This window comes from Mesorhizobium sp. B4-1-1, assembly GCF_006439375.1.
GTDB lineage: Bacteria > Pseudomonadota > Alphaproteobacteria > Rhizobiales > Rhizobiaceae > Mesorhizobium.
Window position 1 is genome coordinate 238,417 of sequence record NZ_VFTH01000006.1, and the last position, 17,425, is coordinate 255,841.

Genomic DNA, 17,425 nt, shown 5'->3' on the forward strand with positions numbered 1-17,425 from the left:
TTACCCAAGGGCAGGAAGGCAAGACCTCGCTAATGTTCGCCCCGCGACGGGCAAAAGCCTGCCAAGCTATCGTCCGCTTCGCCACCCCACGGCGATGGACAGCCTTGCTGTGCCGCGCTAATTGCTCTTCAGCGAAGGGAGCGGGCGGATGGCGGAAATCGGCTCTGAAACGGTGCTGCGCATGGCGGACGATGCGTCCGTGCAGCATGTCGGCGATGGCGCCGTCGTGCTCTTGGCGTGCAGCGGCCAGCTTTACACCTGCAACGACACGACCGAGGCTTTCCTCGACAAGGTGAACGGTGCGCGCAACCTCGACCAGATCGTCGACCTGCTGTCGGACGAGTTCGAGGTCGACAAGGCAACGCTCGACCAGGACATGGCCGAATTGGCCGCCGAGTTGGTGGCCGAAGGCATCCTCGCCGACCCGGGCGCGTGATGGCTGACGGACCTGCTCTGCGCGTCCTGTTCCGCGTCCATTTGTGGCTCAGCGCCCGGCTGATGCCGGTGCTGGTCGGGCAGCGCGATTTCGAAGGCGTGTTGAGACTGGCGCCGCTGCAGTCGCCGGCGCCCTATCGTGATTTGCCCTGGACCTACATCGTCCATCGCGTCAAGCGAACGGTGCGGCGCCCCTGGTTGATGCGCGACCGCAGGTGCCTTCGGGAAGGCCTGCTCGGCTTTCGTTTCCTGCGCATGGCCGGCCTCGACCCGGAACTGCGTTTCGGCGTCGATGCCAGTTCGATGCGCGAGCCTCGCCTGTCGGCGCATTGCTGGGTCTGCCTCGACGGCAAGCCGGTGGTCAGCGACAGCCAGCCCGGCATGGTGGAAATCTATCGTCATCCGGCCAGGATGAAGGCGCCGGTCGCTTGAGCGACCAGACTTTCCGCTACGACCTCAACGGTCAAATCCTGGGCATCACCGCCCCGCGTGCCGATCTGTGGCCGAGCTTCGACCTGATGCTCGGTGCCCTGCGTGTGGACGAGCCTGTCCGGCCCGGCTTTCGCGTCGACATCGTCGAAACGCTTGAGTTGCGGGAGAACCCCGAAGGAAAGCTGGCTTTCGACGGCGAAGTGCCGCTGGACGGCCATTGCCGCATGATCGACGCCGGAAGCGTCTTCCATCTCGTCTTCCCGGGCCACCAGACCGTGTCGATCCACGACGGCGAGGGCCATGCCGAAATCCGTCTTCATCCCGACAGCAAGATCAAGTGGACCCTGCTGATGATGGTGCTGGACGCGGCGCTCGACGCGGACGGCCAGCATATGCTGCACACCGCGGGCCTCACCTTGCCTGGAAAGGACGGCCTGGTTCTCATCCATGCGCCAAGCGGCACAGGCAAGTCGACCACATCGCTCGCGCTTGCGTCGCGGGATTTCGGCCTCTGCTCGGACGACGTAATGATCCTCAACGCAACCGGGCAGGGGATTGCGGCCTGGGGCATGCCGCGCAGGGTGAAGGTCCACCGCAACACGGCGGCGATGCTGCCCTTCGTGGCGCCTTGCCTGGGCGAAAACTGGGACGCCGAGGGCGAGCAATCCGTTTCGCTGGACCGCCTCGGCGAAATCATCCGCGTCGAGGATGTGCGCGCCAGACCCGTCGCCGCGCTCCTGCATCTTGCGCGTTCGGCAGACACCGAGACCCGGCTGCTGCCGATGGCCAGGGCCGACGCCATGGTGGCTTTGGCCACCGACAATGTAAGGACCGGCATGACCGGCCTGATGTCGCTGCAGAAAAGGCGCATGGCGATGATCGCGGCCCTCGTCAAAGCGGTGCCGACCTTCACGCTGGAAGTCGGCGCAAGGCCGGCGGATGCGGCGGCGCTGATCCGCGCCAAGGTAGATATCTAGCCGGAAGTAGCTTCCCGCGCTTGGGCTGGATACGGTCGCGGTCGTGCCAGCCTCTGCACCCAGCGGAAGGCGTCGCGGCTGAGCCGCGAGCGCAGCTTTTCGCGGGAATTGACCCGAAGCAGCATGTTGCCGGTGATGAGCCACTTCGCCAGCCGTATCGAGAGGTCCGGCTTGATGCGGTTGGCAAGCTCGATCGCGCGCGGCGCGCCGAACAGGCGTCCGGTGACGTTGAGGACCGTGGCCAGCTCAAGCTCGATGCCGGTCATGCGGGCGGCGTCGAGCAGCCGCGCTTCCTCTTGAGGCGATTTCAGCGCCCGCATGCCCTGCAGCACGTCGACGCAGAGCTGCAGCCGGTGGAATTTGTGGCCGCCGGCGGCATGGACGATGGCGATGGTGAGCAGCGCGGCTGGCGTGTCGGTTTCGCCATTGTCGATCGCCTGCAACTCCCGAAACCCGAGCGACAGGCGCCGGCGCATACCGGTGTCGTGCACCAGATCGCCGTGCAACTCGATCAGCAGGCTGGAGTTCTCTTTCTCCAGCCATTTGAACTCCTGCAATTCATACGACTCGGCCTCGTCGCTGCCGAGCTCGAAACCGCATTCGCCGATGGTCTTGTTGGCTTCCCCGATGCTGGCGGGGTCGACGAGGATGTCGATGTCGGTGAAGGGACGGTCCGCAACGTGGCGATAAAGCTTGCGTGCGAAAACCGGTCCCTTGACGATCCGGGCCGGCACGCCTTTCGCCGCCAATGCCTTCATGATGCGGTCGCCATGGTACTGCAACAACATCGACTGGCCGGTCGCCATCGTCGCTTCATCGCGCAACTCCGACAATTTCCGCTGCAAGGCTGTGTCCTGCGGCAGTTGAGCGTCGCCGGTTTCCCTCAGTTTGCGCAGCATGATCGGCAGCACGCCGTGGAACTCCGCATTGGCGAGCAGCGCCAGCAAGGTCGCGGCCGCAAGATCGCTGCCAATGGCAGCCGGTGCCTCGGGGTCGGCGAAGGTCAGCAGCCGTTTTTCATCGGCAGGCGCAAGAGATGGCAGCATCAGCCCGGACGGCGTTCGAACGACAGGAACAACCCATGCTTACAGAAAAGCTCGCTGGAAACCAGTGCGCGGCGGCAGAGCGGGCCTGTGAGTTCGACTTTCCGCGCGGATCGTCCATTCTCTGGGTTCGATCCGGAAGGTTTTGGACATGACGAAAAAGAAATATGAGGCGCCGTTGCTGCGCAAGGCTGGAAAACTGTCCAGCGTGGTGGCCGTGGCGTCAAAGACGCTTTGAGGCGTTCGCGGTTTCGGTTTGGCTGAAGCCGGCTACATCCCCCAGCGCAGCGCCGCCGTGTGTACCGGCGCGTCCCACAGCGCCGTCATCTCCTCGTCCAGCATGGTCACCGTGATGGAGCATCCCGCCATGTCGAGCGAGGTCACGTAGGACCCGACGAGCGAGCGGACTACAACCACGCCCAGCTTCTCGAACATCCTGCGGGCGCAGTTGTACATCAGATACAGCTCCATCGACGGCGTGCCGCCAAAGCCGTTGACGAACAGCAGCGCCGGCCCCTTGGCGCGATCGCCGAGGTCGCCGGCAATCGCGGCGCAGACCTCTTCGGCGATGGCATCGGCGCTCTTCAAGGCGTCGCGCCGCCGGCCTGGCTCACCGTGGATGCCGACGCCGAATTCCATCTCGCCGTCGCCGATCTCGAAGGTCGGCTTGCCGGCAGCGGGCACCGTGCCGCTGGTCAGCGCCACGCCCATCGAGCGCGTCGCGGCGTTGACGCGGTCGCCCAGCGCCTTGAGCGCGGGCAGCGGCATGCCTTGCTCGGCCGCCGCGCCGACGATCTTTTCCACCACCAGCGTGCCGCCCACCCCGCGCCGCCCGGTCGTGTAGGACGAGTTCTCGACCGCGACGTCGTCATTGGTCACCACCTGCAGCACGCCGTCCGCCATCTCGGCGGCCATGTCGAAATTCATCACGTCGCCTTCGTAGTTCTTGACGATGAACAGGCAGCCGGCGCCGGTGTCGACGGCCTCAACGGCCGCGAGCATCTGGTCGGGCGTCGGTGAGGTGAAGACCTGGCCGGGACAGGCGGCGTCGAGCATGCCATGGCCGACAAAGCCGCCATGCAGCGGCTCGTGGCCGGAGCCGCCGCCCGAGATCAACGCCACCTTGCCTGGCTTCAATTCCCTGCGGCGGACGAACTTGTGCTCCTCGCCAAGCACGAGGATGTCGGCATGAGCCGCCGCAAAGCCATCGAGGCTCTCGGTCAGGACCGTGTCCACCGAATTGATGAATTTCTTCATGGCAGTCCTCCCGACGGTCTTTAGTTTACGCAATTCCGAACGGAAAACCGCTACACACTTTTCCTGGAATTGCTTTTGCTCAGCCGCTGCCCTTGCCGGCGATGCTGGTTATTTTCTGGATGAATTCGTTGATCGCCCGGTCGAGCGCGGCGTTTTGCCTGTCGTCGCCGAAATCCGGCACGATGAGCGAGACATGGCGTGTCTTGCGCGGACCGGAGGCCGCGGGCGCCTTGCCGGGATGCGCCTGGTGATAGGCGGCCATGAACTGGTCGCGCTCGGCCTGGCTGAAATGACAGACGGAAAAGATGGACGGCAGATGCTTTGACGGGATCGGGATCGAATAGGCCGGGCTGGAAATCTGCGTGACGAAGCTGCGGTGCTTGCCGAGCGCATCGGCCAGGCGCTGGCGCATTCCCGAAGGGCGCTGGTCGATGACCTGCGACAGAATCAGCTTGTAAGCGCGGATCGCCTCTTCCGAGCCTGTTTCCGGTATCTTCTCGGTCCTGCCCATGCCGCGCCTACACCGGCACGTCCGCGATGGCCGCCTTGGCCATGGCGAGTTGCGCGGGGGCGACCGACAGGTCGCGCAGGCCGGCCTCGAGCAGCGCCGGGATGGCTGCCGGATCGCCACCCGCGTCGCCGCAGAGGCTGACCGGAATGCCCTTCTCCTGCCCGAAGGCCGCGATCGAAGCAATCAGTCGCAGCACCGCCGGGTGACGGACGGTGTTGAGATGCGCCACGGCTGCGTTGTCCCGCGCGGCCGCCATCACATATTGCGTCAGGTCGTTGGAGCCGATCGAGAAGAAGGCGACATCGGCGAAGGCTTCCGGCACCAGCGCCACCGACGGCACCTCGACCATGATACCGAGCGGCGGAAGCCGGTGCGCGACGCCCTGCGCGGCAAGCGCGGCCTGTTCCTCCGCGAACAGCGCGGCGGCTTGGCTGTGCTCGTCAGGCGTGGCGATCATCGGGAACATCACCTTCAGATTGCCGTGGATGGCGGCGCGCAGCAATGCCCGTATCTGTACGCGGAAGATATCGCGCCGCGCCAGCGACAGCCTTATGCCGCGCAAGCCGAGAAACGGATTGGTTTCCTCGACCGTGAAACCCGGTATCGGCTTGTCGCCGCCGGCATCGACGGTGCGGATGGTCACCGGCTTGTCGCCGGCCCAGTCCAGCACCTTGCGGTAGGCACGGTATTGCGTCTCCTCGTCAGGCAATGTCTTTCCGAACAGGAATTCGGTCCGCATCAGGCCGACGCCGTCGCAGCTTGCGATATCGATGCCGTCGACGTCGGACGGGTAGGCGATGTTGACCTGGACGCGCACGGTGGTGCCGGCCTTGGTCACCGCCGGCTCCGTCAGGAATGTCCGCGCCGCGCCCTGCCGGTCGGCGAAGGCGGAGGCGGATTGCCGAAAGGCTTCGATCTCGGCGGGCGACGGCGAGAAAACGATCCCGCCGCGCTCGGCATCGAGCAGCGCCGCGCCGGTGAGCGGTCCAGCCGGGATGTCGAGACCGACGACCATCGGCACGCCGCGCGAGCGCGCCAGCATGGCAACATGGCTGGCGGTGCTGCCACGCTTGAGCGCAATGCCGCCACCTTTGCTCCAATCGGTTTCGAGAAAACGCGTCGGCGCGATGTCCTCGCCGTAGAGGATCGCGCCCGGGGGCGTCGCGGCCTCGCTGTCCTCGCTCAGCGCGCGCAGCACCTGATCGCGAATGTCGCGCAGGTCCGCCGCGCGGGCGCGGAAATAGTCCTGGTCCGACGCTTCGTAGCCGGCGACCTCGTCGTCCAGCGCAGCGTGCCAGGCGGCGTCCGCCGCCTGCCCGGAACCGATCGCCGCGAAGGCCGGACCGCTCAGGGCGTCGTCCTCCAGCATGGCGATGTGGAATTCGAGGATGCCGGCGGCGTCGCCATCGGCGGTTTCGATCAGCGCCGCCAGCCGGCCGACGGCCCTGCCGATCGCCCCTTCCAGCGCAGCCTTCTCTTCCGCCGCGCCCGCCTTGGCTTCGTAGCCGGCCGGAGGCTGGTCGAGATCGAACAGCGGGCCTTTGGCGTAACCGGGGGAGGCGGGGATGCCGTCAATCCGCATGGCTCGCGTTCCTTACGAGCACATCGACATGCAGATACGTCTCAAGCGGACCTGGCATGACCCGCGTCCTCGTCGAAGTCACGCTGCACCAGATCGACCAGCGCTTTCACCGCCTGGGCCGCGCCGTCACCCTTGGCGCGGATGTGCAGCATGGTCCCTTTCGGCGCCTTGGCTGCCATCACCTTGACGATGCTCTTGGCGTCGAACCAGGGGCCGTTTGCAGCCACCGCCACTTCCACCTCGGCCGCGAACGACTTCGCGAGCTTGGTGAACTTCACCGAAGGGCGCGCGTGCAGGCCCACAGCGTGGGTGATCAGAACCGTTGCTTCGGCGGATGCGGACATTCAGTCGGTTCCCGTTCGTTCACGACGGCGACAGTTCATGCGCCGTCGCCACCACTTCCTTTAGCGAGGCGCCGCCGGAGGATTCGGTCGCCGCCATCACCGCGCCTTCGACGATCGGCGCGTTGCAGACGATTATTCTGTGCGAGCGCGGCTCGCCGATCATCTCGACCGCCATCTCCGAGTTGGTCTCGGCGCCGCCGAGATCGACCAGTATGGCGACGCCCGCTTCCGACCAGGCCTTGTCGATGGCGCCCATGATCGCCTCGACGCTGGTGCCCAGCCCGCCATGGCCGTTTCCGCCGCACCATGCAAGCGGCACTTCCTCGCCCACCATCTGGCGAACCATGTCGGCCGTGCCTTCGGCGACCAGCGGCGAATGTGATACGATGACGATGCCGACATTGCTCATCAGCGGCCCTCGATGGTTTCTGCGATCGCTCGCACCAGCAGCGCGGTCGAGCGCGCGCCGGGATCCATGTGACCGATCGAACGGTCGCCCAGGAAGGAGGCGCGTCCGCGCAGGGCCTTCATCGGCACTGTGGCATCCGCCGCTTCATCGGCAATATCGGAGATGTCTCTCGCCGTCTTGCCTTGCGCCAGCGCTTCATGCACCGGCTGCAGCACGTCGAGCATGGTCTTTTGGCCGGCTTGCGATTTGCCGCGCGCGGCCACCGCCTCGATCGCCTTGCCGAGTGCCGACGTCAGCGCATCGCGGTCCGGCGCCGCCGGAACATCCTTGCCGAGCGCCATGAACAGCGTGCCGAACAGCGGCCCGGAAGCGCCGCCGACCGTCATCACCAGCTTGGTGCCGATCGCCTTCAGCGCCTCAGGCAGCGGCTTTGCCGCGAAGCCGGCCGCCTCGGCGCGCACCGCCTCGAAGCCGCGCTTCATGTTGAGCCCGTGATCGCCGTCGCCGATCGCCTGGTCGAGCGCGGTCAGTTCATCGGCATGCGCCGCGATCGTGTCGGCTGCCGCGGCGATCAGCCTGGCAAGATCAAAGCCCGCCATGCCGTCCGTCATCTCGCTTCCTGCAGTCTCACTTCTCGGCACGGCATGACCGGACATCGTCTGCCTTTCATGCCGGAGCGAACAGAGCGGCCGCCGTCGCAAACACTTCGGCGACGGCAAAAGCGCCAGGATCGACAACACCGTCGAGTTGCCGGCCTATATAGGCCGAACGCCCGGCCTTGGCCTTCTGCATCGCCGCGGTAGCCTCCGCGCCATGCCGCGCCGCCGCCGCCGCCGCTTCCGGCCCGCTGGCATCCAGCGCCTTGAGGGCCGGCTCCAGCGCATCGACCATGGTGCGGTCGCCGACCCCGGCGCCGCCGTAGAAAGTCATCCGTTCAAGCCCTGCCAGCAGCGCCTTGCCGAGCGGTGCGCCGGCACCGAGCGATTGCGACGCGGCGGTGAAGAAGATCGACAACAGCACGCCGCTGGAACCGCCCATCGAGGTGCCCAGCTCATCGCCGATCATGGCGAAGGTTGCGGCCCGGTCGGCCAGCGGCAGCGTGCCGATGCGGTCGAGCACGCTGCGCGCGCCCGTCGCCACCGTCGAGCCGGTGTCGCCGTCTCCGGTCCTGGCATCGAGGCCGTTGAGCGTCTCTTCGAGCGAGATCAGCTTTTCGCAGACCGCGCTGATCAGCCGCTCGGTCGCTGCATCGCGGCTGGCGACCTTTGCGGTTAAGCCGGCGGCAGGCTTGGCGATTGCCACGACAACCGGCGGCCGGACGGGCTTCGCCGGCAGCCATGCATGCGGGCCGACGGGCGCCAGCAAGGCTGCATCGCGCTCCGCATCCAGCTTGATCAGCGACAGCGAAAAGCCATTCATGTTGAGCGCGGTCATCAAATGTCCGGGGCCGATCGTCAGCGTCACCGCTTTGGCCAGCGGCGAAGCCAGCACCGCATTGGCGATCAGCGCCATTTCGAGCGGCGGCACCGAGCCGAGATTGTTGATCAGCAAGGCATAGTGGGCGGCCGGGTCGAGCCGCGCGGAGAGCCGCTCGGCCATGACGGCGACCAGCTTGCCGGCGCTTTGCAAGGCGATGCGCTCGACGCCCGGTTCCCCATGGATGCCGAGGCCAAGCTCGCCGTCATCGGCGCCGAAGCGGTCTTCATGCGGCTGCCCCGGTATCGAGCAGGAGGAAAGCGAGATGCCGAGCGAGACGATATCCGTCGCCGCCGCTCGCGCCGCTGCCGCAACCGAGGCCAACTCGTGACCGGTCTCGGACAGATGCCCGGCGATCTTGTGCACGAACAGCGTGCCGGCGACGCCGCGCGGCTGCACGATGTCGGGCAGCGCTATGTCGTCGCCGACGATCACCATTTCGACCGAAAAGCCTTCGGCGCGCGCCCTTTCGGCGGCCAGCCCGAAATTGAGGCGGTCGCCGGTATAATTCTTGACGATCAGCAGGCAGCCGGCCGGGCCGGTCGTCGCGCGGATCGCCTGCAGAACGGCCTCGACGCTCGGCGAGGCGAAGATCTCGCCGGAGACTGCCGCCGTCAGCATGCCGGCGCCGACGAAGCCGGCATGCGACGGCTCATGGCCGGCGCCGCCGCCTGAAACGACGGCAACCTTGGTCTTGTCCCAGTCGGCGCGTAGCACGACCTTGATGTCCGGATAGCCGTCCAGCCGCGCCAGCGTGCCGGACCCGGCTGTGGCCAGGAAGCCGTCCAGCGCTTCGGTGACGATCGAGTCCCTGCGATTGAAAAAGTGCTTCATGGATTTCGTCCAGTCCGTATCCTGCGGTCGTCAATCACTTATGCGGCGGATGCCACGGCGACGGCTGCATCGGCCCACCTACATCAGTCTTTGTCCGTCCGAACCAAAGTAAAGCGGTGAGCGATAGCGGATCGTCACCTTGTCGCCTTTCCCGAGCGGCGTGTCCGGATCGGTCAGCGTCACCAGCTTCTTCGTCCCCACCGTAACATGCAGGTGGTTCTGGTCGCCGAGATGCTCGATCCAGTCGACGACGCCGTCGGCATGGCCGTTCATCGCCTTCTCGATTGACAGATGCTCGGTGCGGGCGCCGATCGTCGTCGTGCCGGCGGGCGCGCCGCCGTCAGGCAGCAATCCGGCCGGCAACAGGTTGATCGCCGGCTGGCCGAGCCGGGCCGCGACGTGAAGGTTAGCCGGCTCCGAATAGATGGCGCGCGGCGTGCCGATCTGCACCAGCACGCCGTTGGCGAGGATGCCGATGCGGTCGGCCATGGTCATCGCCTCGATCTGGTCGTGCGTGACATAGAGCATGGTGGCGCCGAGCTCGGACTGGATGCGCTTCAGCTCGAGCCTGAGATCGGCGCGCAGCTTGGCGTCGAGCGACGACAGCGGCTCGTCCATCAGGTAGATCGCGGGCTTGCGCACCAGCGCGCGGCCGATGGCGACGCGCTGCATCTCGCCGCCGGAGAGCTTGGTCGAGCGGTTGTCCAGCTTGTGGTGGATGCGCACCATCCTGGCCACTTCCTCGACGCGGCGGCGCACCGCCTCCTCGGGAAACCGCCTTGCCGGCGAACGCAGCGGAAAGGCCAGATTGTCGAAGACCGACAGATGCGGGTAGAGCGAATATTGCTGGAAGACGAAGGCCGTGTCGCGCTCGGCCGGCGACAGCGTCGTGGCGTCCTGGCCGGCAATGTGGATCGTGCCGCTCTCCGGCCGTTCCAGCCCGGCGATCAGCCTCAGCGTCGTCGTCTTGCCGGCGCCGGTCGGACCGAGCAGCACGACGAATTCGCCGTCCTTGATCTGCAGGTCGAGATTGTCGATGGCGACCGTGTCGCCGAAATTCTTGGTCACGCCGCGGATATGGACATCAGCCATGACGCGCCCCCGCAGCCTGGTCGTACATGGCGGTCCGCACCGCGCGGCCCGAGCCCTTCTCGAACAGCGACAGCCTGGCGCTGCTCAGGGCCAGCCCGACCTGTTCGCCGGGACTGAGATGGATGCCCGCCGGCACGCGGGCCTTGATGATGCCGTCGGCCGTCTCGACCGCGACGATCTGCGTGGTGCCGAGATATTCGGTGCCGTAGATCGCGCCGCGCAGCTTCGAGGCGTCGTCGAAGCGGATGTGCTCGGGCCGGATGCCGAGCGCCATGTCGGCGGGCGCGATGTCCTCGCGCACTTCCGGCACCGCCACCTTGGCGCCCTGCACGACGATCTCTTTCGCGCCCTTGGCGAGCCCGCCGCCGAACTTCAGGAAATTCATCGGCGGCGAGCCGATGAAATCGGCGACGAACATCGTCGCCGGCCGGTCGTAAATCTCGCGCGGCGTGCCGAACTGCTCGATGACGCCATGGTTCATCACCGCTATCTTGTCGGCCATGGACATGGCTTCCATCTGGTCGTGCGTGACATAGACGGTTGTGGCGTGGATGCGGTTGTGCAGCTCGCGCAGCTCATGCACCATCAGGTCGCGGAACTCGGTATCGAGCGTGCCGAGCGGCTCGTCCATCAGGAAGCATTTCGGCCGCCGCACGATGGCGCGACCGAGCGCGACGCGCTGGCGGTCGCCGCCGGCCAGCCCGGAGACCGATTTGTCCAGCAGATGGTCGATACGCAGCAGCTTGGCGGTCTCCTCGACGCGACTGCGGATCTCGGCCGACGGCATGCCCTGCGCCAGCAACGGAAAGCCGATATTCCGGCGCACGTTCATATGCGGGTAGAGCGCGAAGAGCTGGAAGACGAAGGCGATGTCGCGCTCGCGCGCCCGGCGCATGGTGACGTCCTCGCCGCCGAGCAGGATCTTGCCGCCGGTCGGCAGCTCGAGGCCGGCGATCATGCGCAGCGTCGTGGTCTTGCCGCAGCCGGACGGCCCGAGCATGACGAAGAACTCGCCGTCCTCGACGACGAAATTGGAATCCTGCACGGCGACGAATGCGCCGAAGGCTTTCCTCAGGTTCTGAACACGGATCTCGGCCATCGTTATTCCGGGAATTTCGAGACGATGATGAACATGACCGTGCCGGCAAGCATGGTGATGAAGGAATAGGTGTAGAGCGACAGCGCGAAGGGCTGGAACAGCATCAGGAAGCCGATCGCGATGACCGCGGTCGCGATGTTTTCCATCAGGCCGCGCCTTGCCCAGCGGGGCCAGGAGGAGCGCTTGGAGAGGACGGGGCGCGTCATGCATAACTCCCGTCCTTCTCCCCGTTCACGGGGAGAAGGTGGCCCGAAGGGTCGGATGAGGGGCGGCGCCAACGCCTCTGATTAAGGCAGATGTCGGCGCTGCCCCTCATCTGCCTGCCGGCATCTTCTCCCCGTGAACGGGGAGAAGGGGCGCCGCCCCAGCGCAGGTTCCACATTTGCCGACTATTCATCATTTGCGCACCGCGCCGAAGGTGATGCCGCGCAAGAGCTGCTTGCGGAGCAGGATGGTGAAAACGAGGATCGGCACCAGGAAGATGGTCGTGCCCGCCGCCACCGCCGGCCAGTCCTGGCCGCCCTCGCCGATGATGGTCGGGATGAAGGGCGGCGCCGTCTGCGCCGTGCCGGAGGTCAAGAGCGCTGCGAATGCATATTCGTTCCAGGCAAAGATCAGGCAGAAAATGGCGGTCGCGGCGATGCCGGTGGTCGCCTGCGGCAGCACGGTGCGCCAGAAGGCCTGCAGCCTGGTGTAGCCGTCGATCATCGCGGCCTCTTCATACTCGCGCGGGATCTCGTCGATGAAGCCCTTGAGCAGCCACACAGCCAAAGAGACGTTGACCGCGGTGTAGAGCAGGATCATGCCGAGCGCTGTGTCGGAGAGACCGAGCTCGCGATACATCAGGTAGATCGGGATCGCCACGGCGATCGGCGGCATGAAGCGCGTCGACAGGATGAAGAATAGAAGGTCGTCGGCCAAAGGCACCTTGAAGCGTGAGAAGCCATAGGCCGAGAGCGTGCCCAAGAACACCGCGCAAAAGGTCGAGCCGAAGGCGATGATCAGCGAGTTGACGAAGCGCGGCAGGAAGTTCGATGGCCCGGCGATCACCATGTTGCGCTTGCGCACGGTCTCGTCGCAGAAGCCGGTCGCCGGTCCGAGCGAGTTGATATACTCCGGCGTCTGCCGGGTGCGGGTCGTGAACAGGTTGCAATAGCCCTCGATGCTCGGCTGGAAGACGATCTTCGGCGGGTAGGCGATCGAATCTGGCGGCGTCTTGAAGCTGGTGGCGAAGATCCACAACAGCGGCACGATCGAGATCAGCGCATACGCTATGATGATCGTGCCGGCGATCAGCTTCGCGTTCGAAGAGGGTGCTACGACGGAATGGGCGGTGGTCAGGCTCATCTCTGCTTCACCTTGTTGAGCGCCTTGACGTAGATGTTGGCGAGGCCGAACACCGCGACGAACAGGATGATGGCGAAGGCCGAGGAATAGCCGGTGCGCCAGCTCTCGAAGGCCTGCCGCTTCAGCGTGATCGAGGCGACCTCGGTGGTCGAGCCGGGTCCGCCGCCGGTCAGCAGGTTGACCATGTCGAACATCTTGAAATTCTCGATGCCGCGGAACAGGACCGCGAGCATGATGAAGGGCAGCGCCATCGGCAGGGTGATCGACCAGAACTGGCGCCAGTTGGAGGCGCGGTCGACCTCGGCCGCTTCATAGATGTATTCGGGGATCGAGCGCAGCCCGGCGAGGCAGATCAGCATGACGTAAGGCGTCCACATCCAGGTGTCGACGATGATGATTGCCCATGGCGCCAATTCGACATTGGACAGCATCTGGACATTCGTCGGCGGAATACCGGTGACGAAGGAGACGACATAGGAAAACAACCCGATCTGGGGCTCGTAGAGGAAGCGCCAGAAATTGCCGACCACCGCCGGTGACAGCATCATCGGCACCAGGATGATGGTGGTCCAAAAGGCGTGGCCGCGGAACTTGCGGTCGATCAGCCAGGCCAGCGTGAAGCCGATGACGGTCTGCAAGAGGATCGTCCAGAACACGAAATGCGCAGTCGTCTGCATGGCGATCCAGATGTCCTTGTCGCCAAGGATGCGCTGGTAGTTTGCGAGCCCGAGGTTCTTCACCACCTCGTTGGGGCGGTTGGCGCGATAATTGGTGAAGGAGAGATAGATCGCCCAGAACAGCGGGAAGATGTTGATGGCCAACAGCAAAAGGATCGTCGGCGAGATGAATAGCCAGGCGAGGCCCTTGTCGCTGATGCCCCGGATCTTCTTGGCCAACGGCTCCGGTGTCGCCCGGGCAACATTGTCCGCAGTCCGATTGAGCATGGTAAGTCCTGCTTCGGTCACGGGTAAGTCTCGGCTATGGAATTTATCTGAACTGCGTCCCGTGCCAAGGGCGGCACGGGACGCGTCGATGTTGCTCGGGAGGAGCGGTTACATCTTGCCGTCGTCCTGGAACACCTGCGTCCAGTCCTTGACGAGGCCGTCGAGAGCGTCCTTGGCCGAGCCCTGGCCGGCCACGACATAGTCATGGAAGCGCTTCTGCGAGGCCTGCAGCAACGGCGCGTAGCTGGGTTCCGCCCAGAAATCCTTCACGATGGCCATCGAGTCGAGGAAGGCCTGCGCATAGGGCTGGCTGGACGGGAATTTCGGGTCCTTGACCACCGAGTTCAGGCAGGAATAGCCGCCGAGCGACCACCACTTGGCCTGCACGTCCTTGTTGGCGAACCACTTGATGTATTTCAGCGCCGATTCCTGCTTGTCGGAATAGGAAACCACCGAAATACCCTGGCCGCCGAGTTGCGCGAACTGGTCGCCGTCGGGACCCTTCGGATTGACGAAATAGCCGATCTTGTCGCCGCCGACATTCTCGTCCTTCTGCAGGCCGGGCCAGGTGAAGGCGAAGTTCATATGCATCGCCACCTGTCCGGATTTGAAGGCGTCGACGCCTTCGCCCATGTAGCTGTTGGAAGCGCCGGGCGGCGTGCAGCAATCATAGAGCGCCTTGTAGAATTCCAGGCCCTTCACCGATTTTTCGGAGTTGACGTAGCCTTCCATCTCATAGGGCTTTTTCGGGTTCTCATACTGGAAGCCATAGCTGTAGAGCACGTCCATGGCGCCCATGGTGATGCCTTCCGAGCCGCGCTCGGTGTAGATGGAGGCGCCATAGACGGTCTTGCCGTCGATCTGCCGCTTCTGGAAGAATTCGGCGATCTGCTTCAGCTGGTCGAAAGTGGTCGGCGGGGCGAGGTCCCAGCCATATTTCTCCTTGAATTGCTTCTGCAGCTCGGGCTTGGAGAACCAGTCCTTGCGATAGGTCCAGCCGACGACGTCGCCCATGGCCGGCAGCGCCCAGTAGTTCGGCGTGTTCTTCGGCCATTCGGAATAGCCGACCACGGTCGCCGGCACGAAGTCGTCCATGCTGATCTTCTCCTTGTCGAAGAAGTCGTTCAGCTTGACGTAATGGCCGTTCTCGGCGGCGCCGCCGATCCACTGGCTGTCGCCGATGATCAGGTCGCAGAGTTTGCCGTGCGAGTTGAGCTCGTTGAGGAAGCGGTCGGCGTAATTGGTCCACGGCACGAACTCAAACTTCATGCCGATGCCGGTTTCCTTGGTGAAGTCCTTGGACAGTTCCACGAGCGCATTTGCCGGATCCCAGGCCGCCCAGCACAGCGTCAGGTCTTCCGCATGCGCGACGTTCGAGACGGCTGTCGACGCAAAGATCGCCGAGGCCAGTCCCAACGCCAGTTTCAAGGTCGATTTCATGCCTTACCTCCCATTTGCGAAACGCGTCCGGATGACGGTTTCAAGAGCCCCTCAACCCTCGCTCCTCCGAGGGCCCAAACATGGCGCGCGATGCGCTGCCGGTGTTTAGTAATTTGTTTAGTGATGCCATTTTTACTAAACAACGCAAGCGAATTCGTTGCTGCGCCGCAGCATGACTTTCTGTGTCGGCCTACACGTGAAACTCGCGGGCGTCAGCGAGATGCAGGAATTGCAGTTTGTTGCAGATATGTCAACAGATATTGCATTATTTAGACGAACGGTCTACGGTGCCCTCAGGTGAACGATTTGCGCAGGCGAACCCTGTTGGACCGTCTTGCAACAGCACAGGGAGGACTTCATTTGTCAGGCACTTCATTCGTATCGGGATCCGACACGGCCACTGCGGAAGAGCGGCTGCGGCGGGAAGGCATCGTCCTGCCGCCGCCTCCGGCGCCGCTTGGATCTTACGAGCCTTGGGTGATCACCGGCTCGTTGCTGATGACGTCGGGACAATTCTCCTGGCAGGACGGAAAGCTGGCCTTCGTCGGCCGCGTCGGCGGCGAAGTTTCGTCCGCCGATGCCTATCTGGCGTGCCGCATCGCCGCGATGAATGCCATCGCGCAGCTGAAAGCCGCCGTCGGGTCGCTGGATCGTATCAGCCGTATCGTCAGGATCGAGGGGACCATGCAGGTCGCGCCGGGCTTCCAGGATCATCCGGCCGCCCTCAACGGCGCGTCGGACCTGATCAACACGGTGTTCGGCAGCAAAGGACGCCACAGCCGGATGATCTACACCAATCCGGAAATGCCGCTCAACGCGCCGGTTCTCATTGTGCTGTTCGCCGAAGTTGAAAATTGATGGGGACAAGATGACCGCTACGGAACAATTCATCGTCGAAGACGGTCCTTACGCCCTTTGGTCGCCTGCTCGGATCGAGGATATGCAGGCCAACATCTGGAGCGGCAAGGTCGGAACAGTGCTGGTTTCCGAAACAGAGACGTTTCGCGTCTGGCACATCAGCATCGCTCCGGGGGAGCGCCTGCCGTTTCACCGTCATGTCCTGGATTATTTCTGGACTGTTCTCTCCAAAGGCAGGGCGCGCAGCCACTATGAGGGCGGCGCCGTACGTGAGACGACCTACTGCGCCGGCGACACCAGGCATTTCAGCTTCGCGCCAGGCGAGCACATGTTGCACGACCTGGAAAATGTCGGTGACGAGACTCTCGTTTTCGTGACCGTGGAGATGAAGGCGGGAAAGAACGCGCCGCTGGCCTTGTGAGCGGCGCCACGCATAGTCATGCCAGATTGACTGGCATGGCGGTTGCCGCTTACTGACCGCAAAGATGCTCGACCGCCAGGAGCCCTGCAGCATGCCGGATAGTTGAATGCCCACCCGCGAACAAGCAGAGGGCGATCTGGCCCGAGAGCCCAAATCCGCGACTGGAACGCTTTCGACGCTGGCGCGCGGGCTGGCCATCCTCGAATTTGTCGTCCGGGCCGGGCGTCTCGTACGGTTGCGCGACGTGGCCGAGCGGTTCGGATTGGACCGCAGCGCCGCGCTGCGCTTCCTGCGAACGCTCGAAGCGGAAGGCTACATATCGAGACACGAGGCGATGAAGGCCTACTCGATCGGCCCGAAACTGCTGGCCTTGCCGAGACTGCCGGCAGCCGTCGAGAAGATGATCGAATTCTCGCGTCCATGCCTGATCGATCTGGCGCGTGCCAGCGGGCAGATGACTCATCTGGGAACATTGAACGGAACGCACGCCATTCTCGTCGAGGTCGTGGCCTCGAACGCGCCGGTCGCGGTCAAGCAGGCCGTTGGCGACCTGGAGCCGCTTTATTCAAGCGCCGTCGGCAAGGCCATCTACGCCTTCCTGCCGGAAGCCGAACGGATAGCCATTGGTGCCCAGATCAACTTTGTCGCCCACACCGCACGCACGATCACCGGGCTCGCGGCGCTCGAGCGCGAGGCGCAAGACATCCGTCGCACAGGGGTTTCCTTCGATCGTGGCGAGGGCAACGACCAGGTGTCCTGCATCGGCTGTCCCGTGCTTGACGCAAACGGTTATCCGCGGGCTTCCATCGGAATATCGTTTGTGAGTGCCCATCTCGCGCAACCGGTCGACCAGCGCCGCGAAGACATCGCGAAGGTCGCGGCCGCGGCCCGCAAAATCGAATCGCTGCTGTTTGCCTGATATCA

Annotated in this window: 20 protein-coding genes; 6 read left to right on the forward strand and 14 right to left on the reverse strand. The window is 64.5% G+C overall.

The window, feature by feature from the left end; all coding sequences use genetic code 11:
- Positions 1-148: 148 nt before the first annotated feature.
- Genes FJW10_RS11420 through FJW10_RS11430 form a run of 3 tightly spaced genes read left to right on the forward strand, consistent with a single transcriptional unit; the run spans position 149 to position 1,844 of the window.
- Positions 149-436, forward strand: coding sequence for a PqqD family protein (locus FJW10_RS11420; RefSeq protein ID WP_140900163.1), 288 nt, complete (start codon positions 149-151; stop codon positions 434-436).
- Entirely contained in the window at positions 436-867 is a 432-nt protein-coding gene (locus FJW10_RS11425; RefSeq protein WP_140900164.1) for a lasso peptide biosynthesis B2 protein, read from the forward strand. The genes FJW10_RS11420 and FJW10_RS11425 overlap by 1 nt, the downstream gene beginning before the upstream one ends.
- Entirely contained in the window at positions 864-1,844 is a 981-nt protein-coding gene (locus FJW10_RS11430) for a serine kinase (RefSeq protein ID WP_140900165.1), read from the forward strand. The genes FJW10_RS11425 and FJW10_RS11430 overlap by 4 nt, the downstream gene beginning before the upstream one ends.
- Here the strand turns inward: FJW10_RS11430 and FJW10_RS11435 are convergent.
- The 14 genes from FJW10_RS11435 to FJW10_RS11500 form a co-directional block, all read right to left on the reverse strand.
- Positions 1,841-2,890 carry a nucleotidyltransferase family protein gene (locus tag FJW10_RS11435; RefSeq protein WP_140900166.1) on the reverse strand — a complete coding sequence of 350 codons (1,050 nt, stop codon included), beginning with the start codon at positions 2,888-2,890 and terminating at the stop codon, positions 1,841-1,843. The genes FJW10_RS11430 and FJW10_RS11435 overlap by 4 nt on opposite strands.
- A gap of 267 nt (positions 2,891-3,157) precedes the next feature.
- Positions 3,158-4,144 carry a dihydroxyacetone kinase subunit DhaK gene (gene dhaK, locus FJW10_RS11440; protein WP_140900167.1) on the reverse strand — a complete coding sequence of 329 codons (987 nt, stop codon included), beginning with the start codon at positions 4,142-4,144 and terminating at the stop codon, positions 3,158-3,160.
- A 79-nt stretch (positions 4,145-4,223) separates the two neighbouring features.
- On the reverse strand, positions 4,224-4,655 hold the full coding sequence (locus FJW10_RS11445) for a hypothetical protein (RefSeq protein WP_140900168.1): 432 nt from the start codon (positions 4,653-4,655) through the stop codon (positions 4,224-4,226).
- 7 nt (positions 4,656-4,662) lie between these two features.
- Positions 4,663-6,237, reverse strand: coding sequence for a phosphoenolpyruvate--protein phosphotransferase (ptsP, locus tag FJW10_RS11450; RefSeq protein WP_140900169.1), 1,575 nt, complete (start codon positions 6,235-6,237; stop codon positions 4,663-4,665).
- Between the two features lie 41 nt (positions 6,238-6,278).
- Positions 6,279-6,581, reverse strand: a complete 303-nt coding sequence (locus tag FJW10_RS11455) for an HPr family phosphocarrier protein (RefSeq protein WP_140832246.1) — start codon at positions 6,579-6,581, stop codon at positions 6,279-6,281.
- A 19-nt stretch (positions 6,582-6,600) separates the two neighbouring features.
- Positions 6,601-6,990: a dihydroxyacetone kinase phosphoryl donor subunit DhaM gene (gene dhaM / locus FJW10_RS11460; RefSeq protein WP_140900170.1), complete on the reverse strand. Its 390-nt coding sequence runs from the start codon at positions 6,988-6,990 to the stop codon at positions 6,601-6,603.
- Positions 6,990-7,589, reverse strand: coding sequence for a dihydroxyacetone kinase subunit DhaL (dhaL, locus tag FJW10_RS11465; protein WP_140900239.1), 600 nt, complete (start codon positions 7,587-7,589; stop codon positions 6,990-6,992). The genes dhaM and dhaL overlap by 1 nt, the downstream gene beginning before the upstream one ends.
- Before the next feature lie 67 nt (positions 7,590-7,656).
- The gene (locus FJW10_RS11470; RefSeq protein WP_140900171.1) at positions 7,657-9,300 is read right to left on the reverse strand and encodes a dihydroxyacetone kinase subunit DhaK; all 1,644 of its coding nucleotides are present in this window, start codon (positions 9,298-9,300) and stop codon (positions 7,657-7,659) included.
- A 78-nt stretch (positions 9,301-9,378) separates the two neighbouring features.
- Positions 9,379-10,392 (reverse strand): ABC transporter ATP-binding protein, encoded by a 1,014-nt coding sequence (locus tag FJW10_RS11475; RefSeq protein WP_140900172.1) that lies wholly within the window; start codon positions 10,390-10,392, stop codon positions 9,379-9,381.
- Entirely contained in the window at positions 10,385-11,491 is a 1,107-nt protein-coding gene (locus FJW10_RS11480) for an ABC transporter ATP-binding protein (RefSeq protein ID WP_140900173.1), read from the reverse strand. Before FJW10_RS11480 ends, FJW10_RS11475 begins: the two co-directional genes overlap by 8 nt.
- A 2-nt stretch (positions 11,492-11,493) precedes the next feature.
- Positions 11,494-11,697, reverse strand: a complete 204-nt coding sequence (locus FJW10_RS11485) for a hypothetical protein (RefSeq protein ID WP_140900174.1) — start codon at positions 11,695-11,697, stop codon at positions 11,494-11,496.
- 190 nt (positions 11,698-11,887) lie between these two features.
- On the reverse strand, positions 11,888-12,838 hold the full coding sequence (locus FJW10_RS11490) for a carbohydrate ABC transporter permease (RefSeq protein WP_041001244.1): 951 nt from the start codon (positions 12,836-12,838) through the stop codon (positions 11,888-11,890).
- Complete coding sequence (locus FJW10_RS11495; RefSeq protein WP_140832487.1) at positions 12,835-13,782, reverse strand: sugar ABC transporter permease; 948 nt, start codon at positions 13,780-13,782, stop codon at positions 12,835-12,837. Before FJW10_RS11495 ends, FJW10_RS11490 begins: the two co-directional genes overlap by 4 nt.
- Before the next feature lie 108 nt (positions 13,783-13,890).
- Complete coding sequence (locus FJW10_RS11500; protein WP_140900175.1) at positions 13,891-15,222, reverse strand: ABC transporter substrate-binding protein; 1,332 nt, start codon at positions 15,220-15,222, stop codon at positions 13,891-13,893.
- A 360-nt stretch (positions 15,223-15,582) separates the two neighbouring features.
- On the opposite strand from FJW10_RS11500, the gene FJW10_RS11505 reads away from it, so the two are divergent.
- From FJW10_RS11505 to FJW10_RS11515, 3 genes are all read left to right on the forward strand, one after another.
- Complete coding sequence (locus tag FJW10_RS11505; protein WP_181177495.1) at positions 15,583-16,080, forward strand: RidA family protein; 498 nt, start codon at positions 15,583-15,585, stop codon at positions 16,078-16,080.
- Positions 16,081-16,162: 82 nt separating this feature from the next.
- Positions 16,163-16,501 (forward strand): hypothetical protein, encoded by a 339-nt coding sequence (locus tag FJW10_RS11510; protein WP_140900176.1) that lies wholly within the window; start codon positions 16,163-16,165, stop codon positions 16,499-16,501.
- Positions 16,502-16,607: 106 nt separating this feature from the next.
- Positions 16,608-17,420, forward strand: coding sequence for an IclR family transcriptional regulator (locus FJW10_RS11515; protein WP_140900177.1), 813 nt, complete (start codon positions 16,608-16,610; stop codon positions 17,418-17,420).
- The last annotated feature ends 5 nt before the right edge of the window (positions 17,421-17,425 follow it).

Bases quoted from the DNA above. Each gene is read 5' to 3' on its own strand.
- FJW10_RS11510 (WP_140900176.1), top strand. From the start codon at position 16,163: ATGCAGGCCAACATCTGGAGCGGCAAGGTCGGAACAGTGCTGGTTTCC.
- FJW10_RS11455 (WP_140832246.1), bottom strand. From the start codon at position 6,581: ATGTCCGCATCCGCCGAAGCAACGGTTCTGATCACCCACGCTGTGGGC.
- FJW10_RS11485 (WP_140900174.1), bottom strand. From the start codon at position 11,697: ATGACGCGCCCCGTCCTCTCCAAGCGCTCCTCCTGGCCCCGCTGGGCA.
- FJW10_RS11470 (WP_140900171.1), bottom strand. From the start codon at position 9,300: ATGAAGCACTTTTTCAATCGCAGGGACTCGATCGTCACCGAAGCGCTG.
- FJW10_RS11500 (WP_140900175.1), bottom strand. From the start codon at position 15,222: ATGAAATCGACCTTGAAACTGGCGTTGGGACTGGCCTCGGCGATCTTT.
- dhaK (WP_140900167.1), bottom strand. From the start codon at position 4,144: ATGAAGAAATTCATCAATTCGGTGGACACGGTCCTGACCGAGAGCCTC.
- FJW10_RS11480 (WP_140900173.1), bottom strand. From the start codon at position 11,491: ATGGCCGAGATCCGTGTTCAGAACCTGAGGAAAGCCTTCGGCGCATTC.
- FJW10_RS11495 (WP_140832487.1), bottom strand. From the start codon at position 13,782: ATGCTCAATCGGACTGCGGACAATGTTGCCCGGGCGACACCGGAGCCG.
- FJW10_RS11420 (WP_140900163.1), top strand. From the start codon at position 149: ATGGCGGAAATCGGCTCTGAAACGGTGCTGCGCATGGCGGACGATGCG.
- FJW10_RS11515 (WP_140900177.1), top strand. From the start codon at position 16,608: ATGCCCACCCGCGAACAAGCAGAGGGCGATCTGGCCCGAGAGCCCAAA.
- FJW10_RS11445 (WP_140900168.1), bottom strand. From the start codon at position 4,655: ATGGGCAGGACCGAGAAGATACCGGAAACAGGCTCGGAAGAGGCGATC.
- FJW10_RS11435 (WP_140900166.1), bottom strand. From the start codon at position 2,890: ATGCTGCCATCTCTTGCGCCTGCCGATGAAAAACGGCTGCTGACCTTC.
- FJW10_RS11490 (WP_041001244.1), bottom strand. From the start codon at position 12,838: ATGAGCCTGACCACCGCCCATTCCGTCGTAGCACCCTCTTCGAACGCG.
- ptsP (WP_140900169.1), bottom strand. From the start codon at position 6,237: ATGCGGATTGACGGCATCCCCGCCTCCCCCGGTTACGCCAAAGGCCCG.
- dhaM (WP_140900170.1), bottom strand. From the start codon at position 6,990: ATGAGCAATGTCGGCATCGTCATCGTATCACATTCGCCGCTGGTCGCC.
- dhaL (WP_140900239.1), bottom strand. From the start codon at position 7,589: ATGGCGGGCTTTGATCTTGCCAGGCTGATCGCCGCGGCAGCCGACACG.
- FJW10_RS11425 (WP_140900164.1), top strand. From the start codon at position 436: ATGGCTGACGGACCTGCTCTGCGCGTCCTGTTCCGCGTCCATTTGTGG.
- FJW10_RS11475 (WP_140900172.1), bottom strand. From the start codon at position 10,392: ATGGCTGATGTCCATATCCGCGGCGTGACCAAGAATTTCGGCGACACG.